Origin of the sequence: Tropicimonas aquimaris, assembly GCF_042676185.1 — a bacterium.
GTDB classification, from domain to species: Bacteria; Pseudomonadota; Alphaproteobacteria; order Rhodobacterales; family Rhodobacteraceae; genus Tropicimonas; species Tropicimonas aquimaris.
The window spans coordinates 395,927-418,878 of record NZ_JBHTJT010000008.1 but is presented as its reverse complement, the minus strand read 5'-3'; the positions used below and the strand labels follow the sequence as shown (position 1 = coordinate 418,878).

Below are 22,952 nucleotides of genomic sequence, written 5' to 3'. Positions count from 1 at the left end.
CTGCAGACAATTCTCATGGGCATTGAGCATGTCGAATACCAAGATCGACGAGGCACGGGTCTTTCTCAAGCGCCGGGGCTGGCTGAGTGGAACACCGTCGCGCTTCGCGGACGCGCTGCTCGCGCGCTGCCAGTTGCGCTCAGCGGAACGCGGCGTAGCCGTGTATCGGATCGGAGCACCGTACGACGGTTTGTACGGGGTGGTCTCAGGTGGCTTTGCCTTCGAAATCGCGCCTTACGAGCGCGGGCCGAGTCTCGCCCATTTCTTTCGACCCGGATTCTGGTTCGGGGAGGCCGAAATCTTCGACGCCCGACCGCAGATCGCAACGATCGTTGCCACGCGAGACAGCACCCTTGTTCACCTGTCGCTTTCGGAACTACGAGGCCTGATTGCCGAGGAACCTGAAACCTGGCGCTGGATCGGGCAGCTCTGCGGACAACATCTCGAACTCACCCTCGGGGTCGTCGACGACCAGATGCTTCGAGATCCCGGAGAGCGCATAACCGCGATCCTCCTGCGCCTCGCCGACGTGCGCCAAGCCGACAACCCCGAAGACCCGAACCCGGAGATCGACGTCACTCAGAGCGATCTTGCGCAGCTCGCCAATCTGTCGCGTGCCGCCGTCGTTAGCAAGCTCCAGGCGCTGGAACGTGAAGGACGGATCGCCCGCAGTTATGGCCGAGTAACACTTCTGGACACTGGAGCGATGCGGTCGCGGCTAGCGATCAGCGGCGAATGAGGGATGACTTTCCCCACGCGGTTGACCTTGCAACCAGGTCGAACTTGCCATTCGCAGAAATCGGCGAGACCGTGCTGCACCTGCGGACCATATCTCGCGAACGGGTGACACGTCCGCACACCGGACCTAATTGGAAACGAGCGACTGCCTGCTTTGCGCTGGTTGCGGTTGTCGCGGCCTCGGCCGGGAATGCCTGCAATGACCGCACACTGGACCTTGCTACGCATCGCATGCAACGTTCGGTTTGACTCGGAAGCGCCTGACATTTGGGCTGAAACTGTCTGATACGGCCTTGCTGATCGGCCTCTGCAAAACCTTTCACACTCGCCCAACACCCAGGGAACCCGCCCCCCCCCGGGCGCGATGGATCGCCCCCGGGGCGGCCTTCCCCGTATCAGGAATGGATCACGACTTGTCGGGCAGCGGCGGCACGCTACGAAGGTAGAGGATGATCGCCTGCAGGTCCTCCTCTGTCATCTGCGCCAGGTAGCCAAACGGCATCGGCGGCAGCATCGGCGAGCCGTCGGGCCGGGTTCCCTTGGTGATCATGGTCGCGATCTCCTCGTCCGAGTACCCGGCCAGCCCGTCCTCGTGGCTGGTGATGTTCGGCGCGACCGAGACGCCCCACGGACCGTGGAACTCGAAGCCGCCGCGGCCGAAATCGGTGTCCAGCATCGGTCCGGCGGGGCCGAAGGTCGTGTGGCATTCCATACAATGCGCCACCGGCCCGGCGAGGTATTCGCCGTATTCCACCGTTACCCCGCGCGGAATGTCGGGCACGCTCTCCACTGGCGGGCCATAGGCCGGCGGCAGCGGAACATTGTAGACGGAAGTGCCCGGATCATGCTCGACCGCCGGAACTGTCCGTAAAAACGCGACAATCGCCGCCACGTCGCTGTCCGAAAGGTTTCGATAGAAAAGGAACGGCATCGGCGGGCCGATCACCGATCCGTCGGGGCGGACTCCCTCTCGGATGGCGCGGCCGAGGTCCTCGTCGCTCCAGCCCGCGATGCGGCCGGCCGGCGTGATGTTGGGCGCGATCGCCGTGAAGGCGTCGTTCTGCTCCACCAGTCGACCGGCGAGTTCCTGTTCCGCAATCGGGCCCTGCGGCCCCATCGGGCTGTGGCAATTGCCGCACCCGGCCGGCCCGCGCACCAGGTACGCGCCGCGCTCCTCCGGTGTCTCCGCCGCGGCAGGTGCCATGCTGGCCGCCAGCAACGCCGCGCCGGCAAGCAAATTCCGTTTCATGATGTCCCCCAGTTCTGTTCGCATCCCCACCTTAACACACTCCCCCCACGTCACGATTGCCGGATTTCGCCCTGCGACCCGTCGCCCCCGTGCAATCGGCGAAAACACATTCCATTTTCAGCATTCAAAACACGGACTTGCCGGCCCCCGCCCGCGTCGCCCCCGTTGCTCCCGCCACGGGCATCGCCTAGTGTGCGCGCCACATCGCAGGGAACCCAACGGGAGGACAGCCCCATGACCGAAGGCCGCCAGCTTGGCTTCGACACTCTCCAGATCCACGCGGGCGCCGCGCCCGACCCGGCAACCGGCGCCCGCCAGGTGCCGATCTACCAGACCACGGCCTATGTGTTCCGCGATGCCGAACACGCCGCCGCGCTCTTCAACCTGCAGGAAGTGGGCTACATCTATTCGCGGCTGACCAACCCCACCGTCTCGGCGCTGGCCGAGCGGATCTGCCACCTCGAAGGCGGCGCCGGCGCGATCTGCTGCTCCTCGGGCCACGCGGCGCAGATCATGGCACTGTTCCCGCTGATGGGACCAGGGCTCAACATCGTCGCCTCGACCAAGCTCTACGGCGGCACGATCACCCAGTTCACCCAGACCATCAAACGCTTTGGCTGGTCCTGCACCTTCGTCGACATGGATGACGAGGACGCCGTTCGCGCCGCCATCGACGAGAACACCCGCGCCATATTCTGCGAATCCATCGCGAACCCAGGCGGCTACATCACCGACATCCCGGCGATGGCCAAGATCGCCGACGCGGCCGGCATCCCGCTGATCGTCGACAACACCTCGGCCACGCCCTATCTGTGCAACCCGATCGCGCTCGGCGCGACGCTGGTGGTGCATTCGACGACCAAGTACCTGACCGGCAACGGCACCGTCACCGGTGGCTGCGTGGTGGATTCGGGCAAGTTCGACTGGTCGGCCTCCGACAAGTTCCCCTCGCTCAGCCAACCCGAGCCCGCCTACCATGGCCTCGCCTTCCACCCGGCGCTCGGCGCGATGGCCTTCACCTTCCACTCCATCGCCGTCGGCCTGCGCGACCTTGGCATGACGATGAACCCGCAGGGCGCGCATTACACGCTGATGGGGATCGAGACCCTGTCGCTGCGGATGCAGAAACACGTCGCCAACGCGATGAAGGTGGCCCAATGGTTGGAAGCCGATCCCCGCATCGAGAAGGTCACCTATGCTGGCCTGCCCTCCTCGCCCTATCACCACCGGGTGTCGACGGTCTGTCCGAAGGGCGCGGGCGCGCTGTTCACCGTGGCGATCAAGGGTGGCTACGACGCCTGCGTTAAGCTGGTGGATTCGCTGGAGCTCTTCAGCCACGTCGCCAACCTGGGCGACGCGCGTTCGCTGATCATCCACTCCGCCTCCACCACCCACCGCCAGCTCTCGCCGGAGCAGCAGGAGGCCGCAGGCGCCGCGCCCAACATGGTGCGGCTGTCCATCGGCATCGAGGATGCGGACGACCTGATCGCGGATCTCGACCAGGCGCTGACCAAGGCCACCGCCTGACCTGACGGGCCCGGGGCCACGCGCCCCGGGCGACCGGCCTCAGGGCCGCGCCGCCAGCGCCGCCCGGCTCACCTCGTAGGGCGTCTCGGCCCCGGGGTGCCACCCGAACTCCGCAAAGAGCCGCTCGCCCTCGGTCCGGGGGCGGGCCGCCGTGGCGGCCTCGGCCTGTTCCCGCGCGGCGCGGGCCTCGTCGCCCTCCGCCTTGTTCATCTCGTACATCATCGCCCCGAAGGCCGAGGCGCGCTCCAGCGCCTTGTCGCGCTCCTCTTCGATCAGCGCCAGGTTCTCCGGCAGATCCCGCAGCGCCGTGGCGAGGTCCATCGCGGCCGCCGGGTCCAGCCCGCCCTCGCCGAGCGCCTCCAGAGCCCCGGCCTCGATCTCCGGAACGCCCGCGTCCACCGGCAGGGTGTCGTCCCCAAGGAAACGCCCGAGAAACCCCGAGACCATCCCGCCGATACCGCCGCTCTCCGTCTCCGTGGCCGCGGGCGCCGCGGGCGTCACGGTGATCCGGCGCGCGCCGGAGGTGTCGATCCGCCCGGAGTTGAGCAGGCTCTCCTGCGCCCCGACCAGACCGGGCCAGCCCAGCAGCCCGGTGCCGAGACAGCAAAGGACGAAGAGCGCCCGCCGCAAAACATACATCAGATAGGCCCGCATCCCGTCCTCCCTCAGTTCGTCGTGCCGGTCAGAGACGCGGCCTGTGCTGTCAGGGCCTCGACCCGCTCGATCGACAGTTTGGCCACCCGGTTCTCAGCCGCGCCCGGATCCTTGGCAAAGACCTCCTCCGCCGGCGCCATCGCCACCGGGGCCCGGCGCAGGGTGTGATGCACCACGCGCGCGTCGGGCGTTTCGGGCAAGGGGCCGACCACGGCCATGATCGCGGCTTCTTCATAGCCTATCCGGCTCTGGTCCGAGCGCAGGCCGAACTGCCCCTCGAACCAGCCGTTCCAGGCCTCCGCCTGCTGCCGCATGTCCTCCAGCCCGGCCCGCGCCCGATCGAGCGTCAGCGCGCCCTCGTCGACGGCGGCAAAGATCGGATCGCTGGCCAGCGGCAGGCGCACCCGCGTCACGCCGCAGGCCGCGAGCCCCGCATCGTCCAGCACCTCTACTGGAACACGCTTCGGAACGTTGGCCACCGCCGGCAGATGCCCGCCGAGCAACGAAATACCACTCACCTCTGCACCCTCCGCGAGATGCAGGTTCCACAACACGCGCCCCGCGCCGGCCTGCAGCACCAGATGCACCGGCATCTCCGTCTCGGTCACCACGACCTCGGTTACCTTGTATTGAAATCCGCCGGACTTGGTCAGGCTCGGCATGGACTGCATCTCTGTCGCCTTCTCGGCGATCTTGGCGGCGATCGAGGAAATGCCCGAAGGCGCCGTCTCGCCCTGCTCGTTCCGCGTCTCGATGTACCGCAGCGCCAGAGGGTCGAGCTCCGCCAAGTCGAAAGCGTAGAAGGACGCGCCGTGCAGCGAGGCGTTGGAAAAGACATTGGCTACCCGCGCGCTCGCCGCCGGGGCGGAGAAGCGGCAATCCTCGATCGCCCGAGCCTCGGTGACCTTGCCGGGCGCTTCGGAAACCACGGGGCGGTGATAGCCCGCCATGACGCTCTCTATGAAGACAGGGCCGCCGTGCTCCGTCGCCGCGACCGGCCCGCCGACGACCCGGATGCCGTCCCGCTGACGCACGAAGCTCGCCGGGTCGTCGAGGTCGTAGCCCTCGCGGAGCAGCGTCTGGCGGATCTCGTTGTGGCGCAGGTCGATAACCTGTGAGCTGGCCTCAACCCGCGCGCTCGGACCGCCGCTGTTTCCCAGCGTGATCTCTTCCGTGCCCAGCAGCCAGGCACCGCCGAGAATGCCCACGCAGGCCACCAGCAGGAGCCGTCCATCCATCGCGAATCCATCCTGAAATTCATTTGAACCCGGATCAGGATCGCGCGCGAAGATGGCAAGGTTTGGGCGACAATCCGACGATTGCCGCCCGGATTGTCACGGATGGGCCGACAGGGCGAAGGTGATCGTCACCCCGGCGTTCAGCGCGACCTCGCCGGAGGCCACAGGCACCGCGGCATCGGCAAAGCCGCTCGCCTCCGCACGCATCATGCGCGGTTCCACCGCGCCACCGGCCTCTTCGATGCGCAGGATCGGCCCGAGTTCGACCCCGGCCGCCTCGGCATAAAGCGCCGCCTTGCGGAGAGCGTCAGCCACCGCGTCCTTGCGCGCCTGGTCCTGCAACGCGCCCGGCTCCTGCAGGCCGAAGCTGAGCCCGTGAAACAGGTTCGCCCCGTCCTGCGCCACTGCGTCGAGCAGTTGCCCCAGCCCGTCGAGGTCGCGCAGCCGGACGGTGACCTCCGTGCTCGCCTCGAAGGACTCCACCCTCGGCGCGCCACCCTCGGATGGACCGCGATTGTCCCACCTCGGGTGCACCGACAGCCCGCTGGTCTGCATGTCACGCGGCGCGATCCCCGCCGCCGCGAGACGATCCATCACCTCGGCCATGCGCGCGCTCATCGCCCGCACCGCGGCCGCCGCCTCCGGGTCGCTGGCCGTCACGCCAAGCTGCAGCGTCGCCATGTCCGGCGCCGCCGTCGCCCGGCCCTCGCCGCTCACCATGATCTGCGGCACCGGCCCCGGCTCGGATGCCTGCGCCAACGCGCTGCCTGCCGCCAGCGCCAGACCCATGCCGATCGCCAGCGCCTGCCCGCCAAAACCTCTCAATCTCATTCTTCCGCTCCTGGTCGTGCGTTTCATGTCAGTTCCTATAGGACGCGGCTCACGGGCGGATCCTTGGCCGCAATCCTGTTTCTTTCAGCAAAAAGCTGCTATAGAAATACGTCACGGCAGCAATCGGGTTGCGCTGTAGTCCGATCCCACTCCAGATAGGTGTGATGACCCCGACCTTCGCCCTGACTTTGAGCCCAGAGGGAATATCGCTTTACCAGAGCGATCCATCGGGTGTTTCCGCGCACATGCTTGGCAGCGTGTCGCTTGAAGACCCCGAATTCGCGGCCCGGCTGGCGGATCTGCGCGCGCTTGGCGAAAGTGCCGCCGGCGAGGAGCCCTTCGCCACGGCGCTGGTGCTGCCCAATTCGCAGGTTCTCTACAAGGTTCTGCCCGACGAGCCCGGCGCCGAGCCTCGCGTCCGCGCGGCCGAGGCGCTGATCGGCGCCACGCCCTACGAGCTGGACGAGCTGGTCTATGACTGCAAGGTCCAGGGCGGGCGGCTCTGGATCGCCGCCGTCGCCCGTGAAACCCTCGAGGAAGCCGAGGATTTCGCCAGCCTGCACCGGTTCAACCCGGTCTCCTTCAACGCCGAGCCATCCGACGAGGATTTCCCCGACGCCGCCTTCTTCGGCGCGACCGGCCAGGCCGCACAATGGTTGCCATTGGGCGAGACTCCGGAGCCGGAGCACCGTCACCTCCCGGAAGCACCGGTCGAGGACGACATGCCCGTCGCGGAGGCCGAGGGCCCCGAAGAGCCTGCCGACGAGCCGATCCTGCCGGACGAGCCAGAAAACCCCGCCGCCGCTCCGGAGCCGGAAACGGCCTCTGAGGTGGAGGTCGAGCCGGAGGCGGCGGAGGACGTTACCGCCGATGCCGCGGTCGGAGACCTCTTCAGCGAGGACACCGAGGCGCAACCCGAAGAGGCGGAGGCGGACGAGGCCCCGTACGAGGAAATCCTCGACGCGGACACGCCGGACGACGTCGCCGAACCCGCCCGCGCCGAGGCGCCGCCCCCCGTCGAGACAGCCGAGACGCTCGAGGACCAGCCCGAAGAGATCACCGCCGAAGAGGACATTCCCGCCCCGATGATCGAGGTCGAGGACGCGGATGCACCCGTCGCGGAGGCCGAAGCTCCGACGGGCGAAGCCGAGCCGTCCGCGGAGGCCAAGGTTCCGGCAGACGAAGCCGAGCCGCCCGCAGCGGCAAAGGCCCCCGACGACGAGGGCGAAGTCGAGGACGAGGACGACGACCTCGCCCCGCCACCGACTTTCGCCTCGATCCGCACGCAGGCAGCGAAGCCCCCGCTGGCGGCTCCGCCTCGCGGCGCCAAGCCTGCGGCAGGCCCCAAGCCGGCCCGATCGGACGCCCCCAAGAGCGCCGCAGGCATCGCCGCCAGCATCGCCGGCTCGGCCGCTGCCAGCCGCGCGCCCGCCAAATCCCCCGCCGCGCCGCCGCGCAGCCCGGCCAAGGCCCGCACAGGCAGGGACGATCTCAGCGTCTTCGGCGCGCAGCAGCCGGCCCGCAAGCGCAAGGCGCGCCTGCTGGTCGGCGTCGCGATCGGCGCGGTGGTTCTGCTCGGCCTCGCGGGGCTCTGGGCGCAGGTGCTCGATGGCTCCGACGACACCCCCTCCATGCAGCTCGCCGACAGCACCCCGGCGCCGCTGATCGAGCCCGAAACACCCGACATCGCGCCGGAGGCCACCGACAGCACTGCCCTGCAGCCCGGCCAGCCCGCGGAGCAGGAGACAGCCACGCTCGCCGCCCCCGCCCCGGATGCGGCCCCCGTGACGGAGGAGCCGCAACAGCCGGACCTCGCGGAAGCCGAGGCCGACATCCCCGCCGAACCCCTGGTCGACGACCTCTCCGCGGCAGTCACCACCGAAACCGTCGGCGCGCCGGCAGAGGCCACAACCTCGCCCACCGTCGCCGACACGCTGGCACTTCTGACCGACACGCCCGCCGGGACCGCACCGGCCGAGGGCGCCACGGACGATCCGCTGACCACGCGCGCGATCTATGCCTCTACCGGCATCTGGCAGCGCGCGCCGGAACAGGGATACCTGCCGCAGGAAGACGACCTCGAGAACCTCGAGATCGCCTCGATCGACCCCAACCGGATCGATAAGGACGCGTTCGCCCTGCCCGATCTCGCAGCTCTCCCGGAGACCCGGCCCCGCCTGCCCGTCGCACCGCGCCACCCCGACGACGAGCGCAGCTTCGACGAGAACGGGCTGGTGGTGCCGACCGAGGAAGGCGTGATCTCGCCCGGTGGCGTCCTGATCCGCTCCGGCCGTCCCTTCATCGTCCCGCCGAAGCGGGTGGCGCCGCTGGATGCGCCCGCCGAGGTGGCCACGGCCGATGCCGACGACCCGCTTGCCGGCTTCCGTCCGCGCGGCCGGCCCGGCGACCTGGAGGAAACCACCGAACGCGCCACGCTCGGCGGCCGCACCCTGTCCGAACTCGCCGAGGTCCGCCCGCTCCGCCGCCCGGTTTCGGAGCAGCAGGAAGCCGAGCAGCTCGACGAAGTGCTGCGCCTGGCCGCCGCCGACGCCGCGACGCTCGAGGAACTCGCCGATGCCGAAGGCGAGCCCGACGACACCGGAGCCGAGCTTTCGCCCGAGGAGGCCGCGCTCGCCGCCGACCTCGCCACGGCCACGCGACGCGCCATTCCCGCCTCGCCGATCCCGCGCCTGCGGCCGGCCAACATCGCTCAGATCGCCGACCGTGCGCAGCGCGTTGCCGAGGCCGAAGCGCAGCGGCTGCAGGAAGCCGCGGACGTGGCCGTCATGGAAGCCGAGGCGGCGCGTGTCTTGGAGACCCAACAGGCGGCGCTGGCCCAGTCGCAGGCCCAGGCCCGCGCCCAGGCCGAAGCGGCTGCCAAGGCCCGCGCCGAGGCAGAGGCGCGCGCCCAGGCCGCGGCCGCCGCCCGCGCCGAGGAAGCCGCCGAAGCCGCGGCGGCCGCCTCCGCGGCCCGCGCCACCGGCCCGGCGGTGCCCAACCGCAACAAGGCCAAGCCCACCGGCCCGATCAATGCTGCCGTTGCCAAGCAGGCGACGGTGAAGAACGCGCTGGCCCTGAACAAGGTCTCGCTGATCGGCGTCTACGGCACCTCGAACCAGCGCCGCGCGCTGGTCCGCCTGCCCTCCGGCAAGTACCTCAAGGTGCAGGTCGGCGACAGGCTCGACGGCGGAAGGGTTGCCGCGATCGGCTCCAGCGAGCTGCTCTATTCGAAGAGCGGGCGCAACATCACCCTGACGATGCCCAAGGGCTGACAGGGCCTCTCCACCGCCAGCGATCCCGGCCACGCCGCGGGCGGCCCCCGTGAGCCGAACCCCAGGGCGTCCACGAAAAGGTTTGCGCGTTGCCCTCGGCCACAAACCCGTTGCGCATCCTCTGCCAGCCCCTAAGCTTTGCGTGAAACGCAACGGTCCCGGTGCTGACCCGCTGGACCACTTCCGCCGCACGTGGGGCCAGTCGGCACGGCCCGCGGAGCGGCCGAACAGACGCCCGCGCGGCGTGAAAAGGACAGGCATATGGAAGGCTTTTTCGATGACGCGACGATCCTGCTGGGCGCCGCGATCATCGGTGTGCCCATCGCCGCCCGACTGGGCCTCGGTTCCGTGCTCGGCTACCTGCTCGCCGGCATCCTGGTCGCGCCCCTGCTCCACTCAACCGGGGTCGAGGCCGAGGCGCTGCGCCACTACGCCGAATTCGGCGTGGTGATGATGCTGTTCCTGATCGGGCTCGAGCTTGAACCCCGAATCCTCTGGGAGATGCGCGACAAGCTGGTCGGGATGGGCGGCATGCAGATCGGCCTGACGACCGCCGCGGTGACCGCGCTGTCGATGCTGATGGGCGAGACCTTCAACATGTCACTCGCGATCGGCCTGATCCTGGCGCTCTCCTCCACCGCTATCGTGCTGCAGACGCTCTCGGAAAAGGGCCTGATGAAGACGCCAGGGGGCAAGTCAACCTTCTCCGTGCTGCTGACCCAGGACATCGCGGTGATCCCGATGCTGGCGCTGCTGCCGCTGCTGGCGATGCCCGCGGTGCCCCACCTGGACCCGACCGGGGCGATCCAGCGCCCCGGCAGCCAGGAGGCAACGGACGCGGCCCACGGGGCACATATGTCGCTGATCGAGGGCCTCGCCGGCTGGCAGGCGACGCTGGTCATTCTCGCCGTCATCGCTGCGGTGATCATCGGCGGCATCTACCTCTCGCCCCGCCTCTTCCGCTTCGTCGACATGGCCAAGCTGCGCGAAATCCATACCGCGACGGCGTTGCTGCTGGTCTTCGGGATCGCCTACATCATGACCCTGATCGGCCTCTCGCCAGCGCTCGGCGCCTTCCTGGGCGGTGTCGTCCTCGCGACCTCCGAGTTCCGCCACGAACTCGAAGCCAATATCGAACCCTTCAAGGGGCTGCTGCTGGGCCTTTTCTTCATGTCGGTGGGCGCCGGGATCGATTTCGAGATCATGCTCGCCAATATCGGCACGGTGATCGGGCTGACCCTGCTGCTGGTGGTGACCAAGGGCGCAATCCTGTTGCTGCTGGCGCGGCTCTTCGGGCTGCGCAAGCGCGACCGCTGGCTCTTCACGCTCGGACTGGCACAGGCCGGGGAATTCGGCTTCGTGCTGATCTCCTTCTGCCTGCAGGAAAACGTGCTGCCGAACCGGCTGGCGCAGACCCTGCTGCTGGTGGTGGCCCTGTCGATGCTGCTGACGCCGCTCCTGTTCATCCTCTACGATTTCATCTCGCACCGGCTGGGCGAGCACACCTCGGCCACCGACGTGCACCGCAAGCACGACGAGATCGACGAACAGTCGCCGGTAATCATCGCCGGCATCGGCCGCTTCGGCCAGGTGGTGAACCGCATGGTGCAGATGGCCGGACTGCGCTGCACCGTGCTCGACCACGACCTCGCGGCGATCGAGCTGATGCGGCACTTCGGATTCAAGTCGTTCTACGGCGATCCGACGCGGCCGGTGCTTCTGCATGCCGCGGGGCTCAAGACGGCGCGGGTTCTGGTCGCCGCGCTCGACGACAAGAACGCCACCACCCGGCTCGTGCGCTATGCCCGCTCGCAGCGGCCCGACCTGCACATCGTGGCCCGCGCCCATGACCGGGTGCATGTCTACGAGCTCTACCAGGCCGGCGCCGACGACATCGTCCGCGAGATGTTCGACAGCTCACTCCGGGCAGCGCGCTACGTGCTCGAGAACATGGACTTCTCTGAGTTCGAGGCCAACGAGGTCGAACGCGCCTTCTACAAGCATGACCGGATGACGCTGCGGGAGCTGGCACCGCTCTGGGAGCCGGGGAAGTCGCTGAAGGACAACCCCGCCTACCTCGCCCGGGCGCGCGAGCTCAACAAGGTGCTGGAGACGGCGCTGGTGACCGCGCTGGAGGTGCATGAGCTTGAAGCCCGGGACACCCACGATCCCGCCGGTGGACGCATGGTCGACTGATGTCGCCGGGGCCCGGATGGCTCCCGCCCGTCGTCACGGCATCCTGCGGATGCCGCTCCTCCGGTTGGGCCGGGCCACGCGCGCAAGGCGCGCGCGGACGATCTTTCGGACGAAAGATCGGGCGACGGATGGCACGTCAGGCGCCGCTGTCCGAGACGCCCGCCTCCCCGAAGGTCGCCATGCCGGAATGGCAGGCGATGGCGCCCTTGAGCACGCCGATCGCCAGCGCCGCGCCAGACCCCTCGCCGAGCCGCAGCCCGAGGCTCAGGAGCGGCGCCTTTCCGAGACGTTCCAGCATCGCCGCATGAGCACCCTCGGCCGACACATGGCCGGCGACCGCATGATCCAGCGCGCCCGGCGCCGCCTCGGCCAGAACCGCAGCTGCGGAACAGCAGATGAAACCATCAAGGATGACCGGGATGCGATGATGCCGCGCGGCGAGGATCGCCCCCGCCATGGCCGCGATCTCCCTGCCGCCGAGCCGCCGCAGGATCTCCAGTGGATCGCCATTGGCCTCGGCATGACGCGCCAGCCCGGCATCGACGACCTCCCGCTTGCGCGCGAGCCCGGCGTCGTCGACACCGGTGCCCCGGCCGACCCAGGCCTCCGCCCCGCCGCCGTAGAGGCCAGCGGCAATCGCTGCCGCAGCGGTGGTATTGCCGATCCCCATCTCGCCGGTGACCAGTAGGTCGGCCTGCGGATCGACCGCCTGCCAGCCCGCCACCATCGCCGCCATCAGCTCTGCCTCGCTCATCGCCGGGCCTTCGGTGAAATCCCCGGTCGGGCGGTCAAGCTCCAGCGACACCACGTCCATCGTCGCGCCGAAGGCCTTGGCGAGCTGGTTGATAGCTGCCCCGCCGGCCTCGAAATTGGCCACCATCTGCACCGTGACCTCGACCGGAAAGGCAGAGACACCGCGCGCCGCCACCCCGTGGTTGCCGGCAAAGACGACCACCTGCGGCGCTTCCAGCCGCGGCCGCGCATCGCCGCGCCAGCCGGCGTACCAGAGCGCCAGCTCTTCCAGGCGGCCGAGGGCCGCCGGCGGCTTGGTCAGCATCGCGTTGCGCCCGGCGGCGGCCTCGGCCGCCGTGGCGTCGGGATGTGGCAGGTCGGCGAGAGCCTTGCGGAGTCCCTGGATGTCGGTGAAGGGAGGGGTTCGTGTCATCTTGCGCCTCGGTCTTGTTTCCGCGCTTCTGCGCCCATATGGCTTTGGCGACAAGTGCTTGCGGAGCGAAGATGACCATTCGTCCTACCCCCCTCGCCGACGTGGCCCTGGCGACCGCGCTTCTCACCCGCCTGCCGGTGCCCGTGCCCGCCGAGCACGCCAGCACCCGCGGCGCCGCTGCCGCCTGGGCCTATCCGCTGGCCGGGCTGCCGGTGGCGCTCGGCGCCGGGGGCCTTGCGCTCGGGCTGATGGCGCTCGGGCTGCCCCCGGCCTTTGCCGCCGGGATGGCGCTCGCCGTGCAGGTGGTGCTGACCGGGGCGATGCACGAGGACGGGCTTGCCGACAGCGCCGACGGGCTCTGGGGCGGCTGGACCCGCGAACGGCGGCTGGAGATCATGAAGGACAGCCGGATCGGCAGCTACGGGGTGCTGGCGCTCGTGCTGGCCATCGGCCTGCGCTGGTCGCTGCTCGCAGCGCTCGGGCCCCTGCTGCTGGCCCCGCTGCTGGGCGCGGCGCTGCTCAGCCGGGCGGCGATGACCGGGGTGATGGCCGCGCTGCCCAACGCCCGGACGGACGGGCTGTCGCGCAGCATCGGGCGCCCCGGCGCGGGCGCGGCGGTGCTGGCCATGGCGCTGGCGCTCGGGCTGTCGCTGGCGCTTCTGGGGCCGCAGGCGCTGCTGCTGGCGGCACTGGCCGGGCTGGCGACGCTCGCCTGCGCGGCACTCGCCCGGGCCAAGCTCGGCGGCCAGACCGGCGACATCCTCGGTGCGACCCAGCAGGTCGCCGAGATCGTCACCCTCGCCACGGCAACGGCACTGCTCGCCTGATCCCACCCGACAGCTCGCCCCAGTTCGACCCGGACACGAAAAAGGGGCCGCGGAGGCCCCTCTTCCAGTCTCGCATGATGGGGTCGCCGGATCAGGCGGCGCGGCCCACCAGAACGGCGTCAACCGTCTTCTGGGCGTCGGTCTCGCCGACACCGGACACGGCAGCGACCTCGCGGGTCAGACGCTCCAGCGCGGCTTCGTAAAGCTGACGCTCGGAATAGGACTGTTCCCGTTGATCGTCGGTGCGGTGCAGGTCGCGCACCACCTCGGCGATGGCGATCAGGTCGCCCGAGTTGATCTTCTGTTCGTATTCCTGGGCCCGGCGCGACCACATGGCTCGCTTGACCTTTGCCTTGCCCTTGAGCGTGGTCATCGCCTTGGAGACCACGTCGGGCGAGCTCAGTCCGCGCATGCCGACCTCGGTGGCCTTGTTCGTCGGCACACGGAGGGTCATCTTGTCCTTCTCGAAGGAGATGACAAACAGCTCGAGAGAGAGCCCCGCGATTTCCTGTTCCTCGATCGAGATGATCTGTCCGACGCCGTGCGCCGGGTACACAACATAATCGTTCGGGCGGAAATCAGGTTTCTTCGTTTTGGTCATGTAGTTCCCTCACCAGGACGCGACAGGCCAAAAAAGCCCGCACCGGGAAGAACCTCTTCCGGAGCGGCCATGGACCAGGGCGTCAAGAGTCTGCCGTACAGGCGAGCAGTCGCTGTGGGCGGCGTCAGTCATCGTCGTATGACCTATATAGCACAGATTTGGTCAAATTCAAAGCGCCGCGCCGCGGCGCGGGCAGAGCGCCTTGATCTGCAGGATGATCTGCGAGGCGCAATCGGCGGAAATCCGCAAGCCGCGCAGGCTTTTCGGCATGGCCCAAGGCGGGTTTGCAAACAGCGAGGCCGCAGCGAGCCGAATCGCAGCTCAGCCGCCCTCGCCTGGCGTCTCGGAGAACAGCTCCATCTTGCCCGGCTTGCCGTCCATCTCCTCCGCCGTGGGGAGCGGATCCTTCTTCGTCACGATCACCGGCCAGAGCTCCGAGTACTTGCGGTTGAACTCGACCCACTTCTCCATGTCCGGCTCGGTGTCCGGACGGATCGCGTCGGCGGGGCATTCCGGCTCGCAGACACCGCAGTCGATGCATTCGTCCGGATGAATGACCAGGAAATTCTCGCCCTCGTAGAAACAGTCGACGGGACAGACCTCGACGCAGTCGGTGTATTTGCAGGCGATGCAGTTTTCCGTGACGACGTAGGTCATGGGGGTCTCCGGATTAGCTTTTCGGTGTCAGGTAGCGGAGGCTGCGGGGCTAATCAAGCGGGTCGGGACGGGAATTGATGAGTCTGCGACGTTGTTTTTTGGTCGGCCGGGGCCCGCCCTCGCCCAATGGCCGCTGGGCCGGCTGGGTTTCGGGTGGTGAGAGATCCTCGTAGAGCGCCTGCGCCTCGCTGGCCGGTCCGCGGCGGATGCCGAGGGCGAGGATCCGGACGACGCGGATCGCATTCCCCTGCGGAAACGTCAGAACATCGCCAGGCCCGACGCTGCGGGCCGGCTTGGAGATCCGGATCGCATTGACCCGAACCTTGCCCTCGGAGACCTGCCGGGCGGCGAGGCTACGGGTCTTGAAGAACCGCGCCTGCCAAAGCCACTTGTCGATCCTGAGCGTCGCCGGTCCAACCCCGTCAACCTGGCTGGCGGAGGCGTCGCTCATGCGGCCGATGCCCCGGTCATTTCTTCTCCGTCAGCCCCATCAGCGCAGCGGCGAAGGGGTTGTCGGGGTCGATCGGCTTTTCCTTCCGCGGCGGGCGGGCCTGGTAGGTCTTGGCGCCCTGGGACTTGTCGCCCCGGCCCTTGCCGTCCTGGTGACGCGGAGGGCGCTTGCCGCCTTTCGCGCCCTTGCCGCGCGGCTTGCCACCCTGGCGTTCCTCGCCCTCGCCGTTCTGACGGCGCGGCCGACCACCGGCCTGACGGCGCGGCGCCCAGGTGAAGGAATAGAACACCTCGGTCTCGGGCTCTGCGGGGGCCTCGGCCTCCTCCGTGGGGGCCTCGGCATCGGTCGCCTCGGCGGGACCCTCGGATAGCTCGACAGAGGTTTCCCCTTCGGAAGCAACGGCTTCATCGACGGAGCTCACCTCTGGCTCGACGGCAGCCTCAGGCGCGTCCGCACCGCTGGCATCCGCGTCCGGCGTCTCGGGGGCGGCCGCCTCGTCAGGGGCGGATGCCCCCTCCTCGGCGGCGTCAGCGGCTTGCGCCGCTTCCGGCACCGGCTCGGGCTTGGGCGCCCGGACCTTCTCCCGCTCGCCCTTCTCGGCGCGGTAGCCGAGACCCTGCATCAGGTCGGCGAATTGTTCCAGCGTCATACCGGTGATCGACAGCATATCGGCCTTGGCCTCGAAGCCGCCGCGGCTGTCCTCGCCGCGCAGCATGTCCGCAAGGCGCTCCAGCATGTCGATGCGGATCGCCCGCGCACCGGCGATGCGGTAGCCCGACATGGCGGCGTGGATCTGCGGCGTGCCCTCGGGCACCGGCACGGTCACCAGCCCCGGCGGCGGCGCCTCGGGAAACTCGTCCAGCCCGTTCCAGAGCGACCAGAGCACCAGCCGCAGCCGGGTCGGCGCGGGCTTCAGCAGCGCCGGCAGGAAGACCGTGTACTGGCCGAAGCGCACGCCATGCTTGCGCAGCTGGCCGCGCGCCTCCTGGTCCAGCGCCTTCACATCGGCGGCGACGCCATCGCGCGGCAGAACGCCGAAGCTTTCCATCAGCTGGAAGGCGAAGCCGCGGGACAGGCCGGAGAGCGTCTCGTCCCGGCTCATCGCCAGCAGCGGCTCGAACAGCGTGGCCACCTTGCGATCGATGAAATGCTGCAGGCGCCGCGCCACCTTATCGGAGACCTCGCGCCCGGCGTCTTCCTCGACGAAGGCCACGACCGCAGGCTTCATGCCTTCGGCGCCCTTGACCAGCTTGCCCACCGCATGCTCGCCCCACATCAGGCCGCCCTGCTCGGTGAAGTCGATCTCGGTATCGGGCGCGTTGTAGAAGCGGTCCGCCCTGAGGTGGAACTCCGGCTTCAACGCCGTCATCGCCGCCTGCCGCAGCATCTTCGCCTCTTCGGGCGTCGCGGACTTGTCCTGACTGAACCGAAAGCCCTCGAGACGGCCCACGAATTGCTCTGCGACCGTCACTTCGCCCTTGTCGTTCACCTCGGCCACCAGGCCCTCCTTCTGCTTCAACCGGCGCAGCAGCACGCTGGTGCGCCGATCTACAAATCTCTGCGTCAGCGCACCGTGAAGGGCGTCCGACAGGCGGTCTTCTACAGCGCGGGTTTCGCCGCGCCAATGGGTTTCGTCGTCCAGCCAGCCCGAACGTTGCGCGACATAAGTCCACGTGCGGATGTATGCCAATCTTTTTGACAGCGTGTCGATATCGCCATCGTTCCGGTCGATCCGCTTGACCTGGCGCGCCATCCAGTCGTCCGGCACCCGCCCGACATCGTGCAGGAAGCCGAATATCCGGCCGAGCAGGCTAGCGTGTTCGGCATGGCTGATGCCGCGGAAATCCGGGATCCGGCAGACGTCCCACAGCAGCCGCACGTCCCGGGCGTTGCTGACGCGCCCCGTAACCTCGGTCTCGCCCGCAAGGCTCTTGAGCGCCACGAGGTCGTCGGAATCGCGGGTCCGGGTAAGCCATTCGTCCTCGGTGCGCTGCTCCAGCGAGCCGATCAGCCGCCCCACCGAGCCGAACTCCAGATCGCTGTTGCGCCACTGCAGCTTGCGGACCGGGGCGAAACGGTGCTCCTCGATCGCCTCCACGACGCCTTCGTCGAGCGGGCTGGCCTCGCCGGTCACGCCAAAGGTGCCGTGGGTCTTGTAGCGCCCTGCCCGTCCGGCGATCTGGGCCAGCTCGTTCGGCGCGAGTTCGCGCATCCGGCGCCCGTCGAACTTGCGCAGGCCGGAAAGCGCCACGTGGGTGATGTCGAGGTTGAGCCCCATGCCGATCGCGTCGGTGGCGACCAGGTAGTCGACCTCGCCGGACTGGTAGAGCTCCACCTGCGCGTTGCGGGTGCGCGGGCTGAGCGCCCCCATCACCACCGCCGCCCCACCCTTCTGGCGGCGCAAAAGCTCTGCGATGGCATAGACGTTCTCCACCGAGAAACCGACAATGGCGGAGCGCGGCGTCATCCGCGATATCTTCTTCGAGCCTGTGTACAGGAGGTCGGAAAACCGCTCCCGGCGCATGAACTGCACCTTGGGCACCAGCGCCGCGATCGCCGGGCGCATGGTGTCGGAGCCGAGAAACACCGTCTCGTGCAGGCCCCGCGCCCGCATAAGCCGATCGGTGAAGACATGGCCGCGCTCGGGGTCGGCGCAGAGCTGGATCTCGTCCACCGCCAGGAAATCGGCCCCGATATCGGTTGGCATCGCCTCCACGGTGCAGACCCAGTATGCCGCCCGCTCCGGCACGATCCGCTCCTCGCCGGTGACCAGCGCCACAACCGAAGGCCCGCGGATCGCGACGATCCGGTCATAGATCTCGCGCGCCAGCAGCCGCAGCGGCAGGCCGATGACGCCGGTGCGATGCGCCAGCATGCGTTCGATAGCGTAATGGGTCTTGCCGGTGTTCGTGGGACCCAGCACCGCGGTCACGGTGGTTTCTCGCAACATCTCCGGTCCCTTCGGGTGGCCCGGGCGGGCTCAGAGGCGCTCGCCCTCGACCTTGCTTTCAAGCCGCTCGATGCCCTGTCTTACGGACTCGAGATGGGGATGTATAGCCTCGACGGCGCGGTAGGCCTCCAGCGCCTCGGTCTCGTATCCGAGCTCCTCCAGGATGATCCCGAGCCCCGTGATCGCGCCAAAATGGTCGGGGTTCAGCGCCAGCGTCCGCTCGATATCGGCCAGCGACAGGCCATATTCTCCGGCGTGGAAAAAGGCGGTCGCCCGTGCGTTCCAGCCTTCGGCGAAATCCGGGGCATGGTCGGTGAGCGCGCTCAGGTGCTCGATCGCCGCCTCCATGTCGCCCTCCTCCATCGCCTGCTGACCGCGCTGCAGGAGCAGGTCCATCGCCGGCGAGCCGGACTTGGACCATTCGCGCATGATACTGGCCTCGATCTGCTGCCAGCCCTGCTGCTCCGGCTGGGCAAGCTCTCCCAGAAGCCGCTCGACCTCGGTCGAATCGGCGCCCTGGGCGAATGCCGCGGGTGCGAGCCAGAGGGCGGCAAGAAATGCCGTAACGATCCGGTTGAGAGATGGGGCGATGCGAACCATAACGTAGGTCAGTCTAGCGCGGTTGCGGGAAATGCCAATCACCCTCGCAATCACAACCATTGGAGGAAATGCGCGTGAGTGAAGTTATCGACAAGGCCGTCGCCGTCCTGAGCGAGCGTCTGGACGGCAATGTGCCCGGCACCGCGAAATTCGTGATCGAGGGCGAAGGCGCGCTGATGATCGACGGCACCGGCGTGCATGCCGGCGACGAGGATGCGGACGTGACCCTCACCGCCGACGCCGAGACCTTCCAGGCGATCCTCGAAGGCGAGACCAACCCGACCGCCGCGTTCATGACCGGCAAGCTGACCGTCGACGGCGACATGGGCGTCGCGATGGCGCTCGGGAATGCCCTCGCCTGAGACCCGGCACCACATGGCAGGACGGATGACGCAAGCACCGTTTTACCACGGCATCGCCGCGGCCCCCGAGGGGGCCGAGGCCGTGTGGGTCGTCGCGCCCGACGGTGTGCGGTTGCGCCTGGCGCTGCTGGCCCCGCCGCCCGCCGACTGCCGCGGCACCGTGCTGCTGTTCACCGGGCGGACGGAATTCGTCGAGAAATATGGCCCCGCCGCCGCCGAGCTGCAGGCACGCGGCTATGCCAGCGTGACCCTCGACTGGCGGGGCCAGGGGCTCTCGGACCGGCAGCTCGACGATCCCGCCACCGGCCATGTCAGCCGCTTCTCCGAATACCAGCTCGACGTCGCCGAGCTGGTCCGCTTCGCCCGCGCCAAGGGCCTGCCGGAGCCGTTCTTCCTGCTGGCCCATTCGATGGGAGGAGCCATCGGGCTGCGCGCGCTGCACGAGCGCCTGCCGGTCGACGCCGTGGCCTTTTCCGCCCCGATGTGGGGCATCAAGCTGCACCCCGCCACGCGCCCCTTCGCCGGGCTGATCACCGCCTCGGCCCATGTCACAGGCTTCGGCAGCCGCTACGCGCCCTCGACCAAACCGGTGACCTACGTGCTCGACGCCCCGTTCGAGAACAACACCCTGACCACCGACCCCGAGATGTTCGCCTGGATGCGGCGCCAGGTGGAGATGCAGCCCGAGCTTGCGCTCGGCGGCCCCTCGATGACCTGGCTCAACGAGGCGTTTCGCGAGGGCCGCCGCCTGCGCCGCCTGCCGCCGCCCGCGACGCCCTGCATCACCTGGATGGGCAGCAACGAGCGGATCGTGGAGATCTCGGCGATCAGAAGGCTGATGGCCGACTGGTCCGGCGGCACGCTCTCCGAGGTGCCCGGCGCCGAGCACGAGCTGATGATGGAGCCGCCGCCGATCCGCTCCGCCTTCTTCGACGCCTGCGCCGCGCTTTTCGACACCCGCGGCGGCGCCGCCTGATCGCCCTCCAAAAGGACACCATTCAGCGCCGAGCAGAGCCAGCGGTTCTACAGGAACAGGCGTAATGCCATCAGGAGAAGTGCAAGAGTGCGGAGCAAATCGCCATAGCTTACCTTTCCGGCGATTGAGAAACGTATGATCATCGTGTGACCTTTCGAACAGAGGAACTCCCCCTACAACACAACATATAGTACTTTTACCTCCATATAATCAATATTTCACTACATATTGTGCCTCCGACTCAGCGGAGATCCGCTCGGGGTCATACTACAAACAAGTCATTCCCCCACACATGAAGCCTGCCGCGCCGCGGTCAGAGGAGCCCGCCAGGCCACAGGCCCGGCCATCGGTCGCAACGCTGCGTCGGGCCGCAACCTCTGGCCTTCCTGCCCTGCATCGCCTATGTGCGCCCACAAGGAAGGACCGCCATGACCGAAACCACCGAATCCCTCTATCGCGACGCCATTTCCTCGGTCGAGGAAATCATCGAAGACGCCCGCAACGGCCGGATGTTCATCCTCGTCGACCACGAGGACCGGGAGAACGAGGGCGACCTGATCATTCCCGCGCAGATGGCCACCCCGGACGCGGTGAATTTCATGGCCACCCATGGCCGCGGCCTGATCTGCCTGTGCCTGACGCCGGAGCGGATCGACGCGCTCGGCCTGCCGCTGATGGCGGAAAACAATTCCTCCCGCCATTCGACGGCCTTCACCGTCTCCATCGAGGCCCGCGAGGGCGTGACCACCGGCATCTCCGCTGCCGACCGCGCACGCACCGTCTCGGTCGCCATCGACCACGCCTCCACCGCCGCCGACATCGCCACCCCGGGCCACGTCTTCCCGCTGCGCGCCCGCGAAGGCGGCGTGCTGGTCCGCGCCGGGCACACCGAAGCCGCGGTCGACATCTCGCGCCTGGCCGGGCTGAACCCCTCCAGCGTGATCTGCGAGATCATGAACGACGACGGCACCATGGCGCGTCTGCCCGAGCTGGTCTCCTTCGCCCAGAAACACGGGCTCAAGATCGGCACGATCAGCGACCTGATCGCCTACCGCCGCCGCCACGACAACCTGATGGAAGAAACCGAGACCCGCGAGGTCAGCTCGGTCTTCGGCGGCACCTGGAAGATGCACGTCTTCACGGACCGCTCCGAGGGCGTCGAGCACGTCGCGCTGGTCAAGGGCGACATCACCACGCCCGAGCCGGTCCTGGTCCGCACCCACGCGCTTAACGCGATGGAAGACCTGCTGGGCATCGGCGTGACCCGCCCCGACACGCTCGGCCGCGCGATGGAGATCATCGCCCGCGAGGGCCGCGGCGCGGTCTGCCTGTTCCGCAACCCGCACCACAAACTGCAGCTCGACGAGGAGGAAGGGCCGCCGATCGTCAAGCAGACCGGGCTCGGCGCCCAGATGCTGTCGAACCTCGGCGTCTCCGAACTCATCCTGCTGACGGATTCTCCCTCCACCCGCTATGTCGGCCTCGACGCCTACGGGCTGACGATCACCGGCACCCGCCCGATCACGGAGTAACCCATGGCCCAGGCCGAAACCCACCACGTCCTGCCGCTGCCCGCGTTCGACCGGCCGGTGAAACTGCTGATCGTGGTCGCCCCCTACTACAAGGACATCGCCGACGAGCTCGTCGCCGGCGCAAAGGCCGAGATCGAGAAGGTCGGCGGCAGCTGGGAGCTGGTCGAGGTCCCCGGCGCGCTCGAAGTCCCCACCGCGATCCGCATCGCCTGGCGCCAGGCCAACTTCGACGGCTTCGTCGCGCTCGGCTGCGTGATCCGGGGCGAGACCACCCATTACGACACCGTCTGCAACGACAGTTCCCGCGCGATCCAGCTGCTCGGGCTCGAGGGCGCCTGCATTGGCAACGGCATCCTGACAGTCGAGAACCGCGAGCAGGCTGTGGTGCGCTCCGAGGCGGCGGGCCAGAACAAGGGCGGCGGCGCGGCCGCCGCGGCCCTGCACCTGATCGCCCTCACCCGGCGCTTCGGCAACGAGAAAAAGGACATCGGTTTCAAGCCGCTGCGCGAAGACATTCAGCTCGCGGGCGAGGCCAAGGGGCCGACCACGGCATGAGCGACAAACGCCAGATGAAATCCGCCGCCCGCCTCTACGCGGTGCAGGCGCTGTTCCAGATGGAAGTCTCCGGCCAGACCACGCAGGCCGTCGAGACCGAATTCGAGACCTACCGCTTCGGCGCCACCTACGAGGGTGACGAGATGGCCGAGGGCGATTCCAAGACCTTCCGCGCCCTCGTCGACCGGGCGGTGAACGAACAGGCCCGGATCGATCAGATGACCGACCGGGCGCTGGTGGCCAAGTGGCCGATCGACCGCATCGACCCGACGCTCCGCGCGCTGTTCCGCGCCGCCGGGGCCGAGCTGGTCGCCGCCGAGACGCCGCCCAAGGTGGTGATCACCGAATTCGTCGATATCGCCAAGGCCTTCTTCCCCGAAGGTCGCGAGCCGAAATTCGTAAACGCCGTGCTCGACCACATGGCCCGCGAGGCGCAGCCCGAGAAGTTCTGACCCCGGCCGGGGGCTCCCGCCCCTGCCCCTCGCCCTTGCGGGCTCGGGAACAGGGTTGGGCCGGGCGCGCGCTTACGCGCGCGTAACCTGCCCTCGAAGGCCACGTCGAACCCGCCGAA

At 68.5% G+C, this 22,952-nt stretch carries 20 protein-coding genes; 10 read left to right on the top strand and 10 right to left on the bottom strand.

Going from position 1 to position 22,952, the window contains the following annotated elements; all coding sequences use genetic code 11:
* Positions 1-28 precede the first annotated feature (28 nt).
* Complete coding sequence (locus ACFQ2S_RS08415) at positions 29-739, top strand: Crp/Fnr family transcriptional regulator (protein ID WP_386073999.1); 711 nt, start codon at positions 29-31, stop codon at positions 737-739.
* Between the two features lie 405 nt (positions 740-1,144).
* Here the strand turns inward: ACFQ2S_RS08415 and ACFQ2S_RS08410 are convergent, their stop codons facing one another.
* Complete coding sequence (locus ACFQ2S_RS08410; RefSeq protein ID WP_386073998.1) at positions 1,145-1,987, bottom strand: c-type cytochrome; 843 nt, start codon at positions 1,985-1,987, stop codon at positions 1,145-1,147.
* 234 nt (positions 1,988-2,221) lie between these two features.
* Here ACFQ2S_RS08410 and ACFQ2S_RS08405 point away from each other — a divergent pair, with 234 nt between their 5' ends.
* Entirely contained in the window at positions 2,222-3,514 is a 1,293-nt protein-coding gene (locus ACFQ2S_RS08405) for an O-acetylhomoserine aminocarboxypropyltransferase/cysteine synthase family protein (RefSeq protein WP_386073997.1), read from the top strand.
* Positions 3,515-3,553: 39 nt separating this feature from the next.
* Here the strand turns inward: ACFQ2S_RS08405 and ACFQ2S_RS08400 are convergent, their stop codons facing one another.
* The 3 genes from ACFQ2S_RS08400 to ACFQ2S_RS08390 form a co-directional block, all read right to left on the bottom strand.
* A complete protein-coding gene (locus tag ACFQ2S_RS08400) occupies positions 3,554-4,168 on the bottom strand; it encodes a hypothetical protein (RefSeq protein WP_386073996.1) in 615 nt (204 codons plus the stop codon).
* A gap of 11 nt (positions 4,169-4,179) precedes the next feature.
* Entirely contained in the window at positions 4,180-5,406 is a 1,227-nt protein-coding gene (locus ACFQ2S_RS08395; protein WP_386073995.1) for a hypothetical protein, read from the bottom strand.
* A gap of 96 nt (positions 5,407-5,502) precedes the next feature.
* Positions 5,503-6,237: an SIMPL domain-containing protein gene (locus tag ACFQ2S_RS08390; protein WP_386073994.1), complete on the bottom strand. Its 735-nt coding sequence runs from the start codon at positions 6,235-6,237 to the stop codon at positions 5,503-5,505.
* Between the two features lie 164 nt (positions 6,238-6,401).
* On the opposite strand from ACFQ2S_RS08390, the gene ACFQ2S_RS08385 reads away from it, so the two are divergent.
* On the top strand, positions 6,402-9,509 hold the full coding sequence (locus ACFQ2S_RS08385; protein ID WP_386073993.1) for a hypothetical protein: 3,108 nt from the start codon (positions 6,402-6,404) through the stop codon (positions 9,507-9,509).
* A 261-nt stretch (positions 9,510-9,770) separates the two neighbouring features.
* A complete protein-coding gene (locus tag ACFQ2S_RS08380; RefSeq protein ID WP_386073992.1) occupies positions 9,771-11,705 on the top strand; it encodes a cation:proton antiporter domain-containing protein in 1,935 nt (644 codons plus the stop codon).
* 136 nt (positions 11,706-11,841) lie between these two features.
* Here ACFQ2S_RS08380 and cobT read toward each other — a convergent pair whose 3' ends face one another.
* Positions 11,842-12,870 (bottom strand): nicotinate-nucleotide--dimethylbenzimidazole phosphoribosyltransferase, encoded by a 1,029-nt coding sequence (gene cobT, locus ACFQ2S_RS08375; RefSeq protein ID WP_386073991.1) that lies wholly within the window; start codon positions 12,868-12,870, stop codon positions 11,842-11,844.
* A gap of 71 nt (positions 12,871-12,941) precedes the next feature.
* Here cobT and ACFQ2S_RS08370 point away from each other — a divergent pair, with 71 nt between their 5' ends.
* Entirely contained in the window at positions 12,942-13,697 is a 756-nt protein-coding gene (locus ACFQ2S_RS08370; protein ID WP_386073990.1) for an adenosylcobinamide-GDP ribazoletransferase, read from the top strand.
* Positions 13,698-13,788: 91 nt separating this feature from the next.
* Here ACFQ2S_RS08370 and ACFQ2S_RS08365 read toward each other — a convergent pair whose 3' ends face one another.
* The 5 genes from ACFQ2S_RS08365 to ACFQ2S_RS08345 form a co-directional block, all read right to left on the bottom strand.
* Complete coding sequence (locus tag ACFQ2S_RS08365) at positions 13,789-14,298, bottom strand: CarD family transcriptional regulator (protein WP_089232026.1); 510 nt, start codon at positions 14,296-14,298, stop codon at positions 13,789-13,791.
* A gap of 321 nt (positions 14,299-14,619) precedes the next feature.
* Positions 14,620-14,955 (bottom strand): ferredoxin FdxA, encoded by a 336-nt coding sequence (fdxA, locus tag ACFQ2S_RS08360; protein ID WP_386073989.1) that lies wholly within the window; start codon positions 14,953-14,955, stop codon positions 14,620-14,622.
* A gap of 49 nt (positions 14,956-15,004) precedes the next feature.
* The gene (locus ACFQ2S_RS08355) at positions 15,005-15,406 is read right to left on the bottom strand and encodes an RNA-binding S4 domain-containing protein (protein WP_386073988.1); all 402 of its coding nucleotides are present in this window, start codon (positions 15,404-15,406) and stop codon (positions 15,005-15,007) included.
* A gap of 16 nt (positions 15,407-15,422) precedes the next feature.
* Positions 15,423-18,356: a helicase-related protein gene (locus ACFQ2S_RS08350; RefSeq protein ID WP_386073987.1), complete on the bottom strand. Its 2,934-nt coding sequence runs from the start codon at positions 18,354-18,356 to the stop codon at positions 15,423-15,425.
* Between the two features lie 30 nt (positions 18,357-18,386).
* Positions 18,387-18,956, bottom strand: coding sequence for a tetratricopeptide repeat protein (locus tag ACFQ2S_RS08345; protein ID WP_386073986.1), 570 nt, complete (start codon positions 18,954-18,956; stop codon positions 18,387-18,389).
* Between the two features lie 74 nt (positions 18,957-19,030).
* On the opposite strand from ACFQ2S_RS08345, the gene ACFQ2S_RS08340 reads away from it, so the two are divergent.
* The 5 genes from ACFQ2S_RS08340 (at position 19,031) to nusB (ending at position 22,833) form a co-directional block, all read left to right on the top strand.
* The gene (locus ACFQ2S_RS08340) at positions 19,031-19,318 is read left to right on the top strand and encodes an SCP2 sterol-binding domain-containing protein (protein WP_386073985.1); all 288 of its coding nucleotides are present in this window, start codon (positions 19,031-19,033) and stop codon (positions 19,316-19,318) included.
* Between the two features lie 25 nt (positions 19,319-19,343).
* On the top strand, positions 19,344-20,294 hold the full coding sequence (locus ACFQ2S_RS08335) for an alpha/beta fold hydrolase (protein ID WP_386073984.1): 951 nt from the start codon (positions 19,344-19,346) through the stop codon (positions 20,292-20,294).
* 428 nt (positions 20,295-20,722) lie between these two features.
* Positions 20,723-21,826 carry a 3,4-dihydroxy-2-butanone-4-phosphate synthase gene (gene ribB / locus ACFQ2S_RS08330; protein ID WP_386073983.1) on the top strand — a complete coding sequence of 368 codons (1,104 nt, stop codon included), beginning with the start codon at positions 20,723-20,725 and terminating at the stop codon, positions 21,824-21,826.
* A gap of 3 nt (positions 21,827-21,829) precedes the next feature.
* A complete protein-coding gene (locus ACFQ2S_RS08325) occupies positions 21,830-22,381 on the top strand; it encodes a 6,7-dimethyl-8-ribityllumazine synthase (protein WP_386073982.1) in 552 nt (183 codons plus the stop codon).
* A complete protein-coding gene (gene nusB / locus ACFQ2S_RS08320; protein WP_386073981.1) occupies positions 22,378-22,833 on the top strand; it encodes a transcription antitermination factor NusB in 456 nt (151 codons plus the stop codon). The genes ACFQ2S_RS08325 and nusB overlap by 4 nt, the downstream gene beginning before the upstream one ends.
* Positions 22,834-22,952 lie beyond the last annotated feature (119 nt).

Coding starts and splice junctions, on each gene's coding strand:
- ACFQ2S_RS08415 (WP_386073999.1), top strand. CDS start 29: ATGTCGAATACCAAGATCGACGAGGCACGGGTCTTTCTCAAGCGCCGG.
- ACFQ2S_RS08410 (WP_386073998.1), bottom strand. CDS start 1,987: ATGAAACGGAATTTGCTTGCCGGCGCGGCGTTGCTGGCGGCCAGCATG.
- ACFQ2S_RS08405 (WP_386073997.1), top strand. CDS start 2,222: ATGACCGAAGGCCGCCAGCTTGGCTTCGACACTCTCCAGATCCACGCG.
- ACFQ2S_RS08400 (WP_386073996.1), bottom strand. CDS start 4,168: ATGCGGGCCTATCTGATGTATGTTTTGCGGCGGGCGCTCTTCGTCCTT.
- ACFQ2S_RS08395 (WP_386073995.1), bottom strand. CDS start 5,406: ATGGATGGACGGCTCCTGCTGGTGGCCTGCGTGGGCATTCTCGGCGGT.
- ACFQ2S_RS08390 (WP_386073994.1), bottom strand. CDS start 6,237: ATGAGATTGAGAGGTTTTGGCGGGCAGGCGCTGGCGATCGGCATGGGT.
- ACFQ2S_RS08385 (WP_386073993.1), top strand. CDS start 6,402: ATGACCCCGACCTTCGCCCTGACTTTGAGCCCAGAGGGAATATCGCTT.
- ACFQ2S_RS08380 (WP_386073992.1), top strand. CDS start 9,771: ATGGAAGGCTTTTTCGATGACGCGACGATCCTGCTGGGCGCCGCGATC.
- cobT (WP_386073991.1), bottom strand. CDS start 12,870: ATGACACGAACCCCTCCCTTCACCGACATCCAGGGACTCCGCAAGGCT.
- ACFQ2S_RS08370 (WP_386073990.1), top strand. CDS start 12,942: ATGACCATTCGTCCTACCCCCCTCGCCGACGTGGCCCTGGCGACCGCG.
- ACFQ2S_RS08365 (WP_089232026.1), bottom strand. CDS start 14,298: ATGACCAAAACGAAGAAACCTGATTTCCGCCCGAACGATTATGTTGTG.
- fdxA (WP_386073989.1), bottom strand. CDS start 14,955: ATGACCTACGTCGTCACGGAAAACTGCATCGCCTGCAAATACACCGAC.
- ACFQ2S_RS08355 (WP_386073988.1), bottom strand. CDS start 15,406: ATGAGCGACGCCTCCGCCAGCCAGGTTGACGGGGTTGGACCGGCGACG.
- ACFQ2S_RS08350 (WP_386073987.1), bottom strand. CDS start 18,356: ATGTTGCGAGAAACCACCGTGACCGCGGTGCTGGGTCCCACGAACACC.
- ACFQ2S_RS08345 (WP_386073986.1), bottom strand. CDS start 18,956: ATGGTTCGCATCGCCCCATCTCTCAACCGGATCGTTACGGCATTTCTT.
- ACFQ2S_RS08335 (WP_386073984.1), top strand. CDS start 19,344: ATGACGCAAGCACCGTTTTACCACGGCATCGCCGCGGCCCCCGAGGGG.
- ribB (WP_386073983.1), top strand. CDS start 20,723: ATGACCGAAACCACCGAATCCCTCTATCGCGACGCCATTTCCTCGGTC.
- ACFQ2S_RS08325 (WP_386073982.1), top strand. CDS start 21,830: ATGGCCCAGGCCGAAACCCACCACGTCCTGCCGCTGCCCGCGTTCGAC.
- nusB (WP_386073981.1), top strand. CDS start 22,378: ATGAGCGACAAACGCCAGATGAAATCCGCCGCCCGCCTCTACGCGGTG.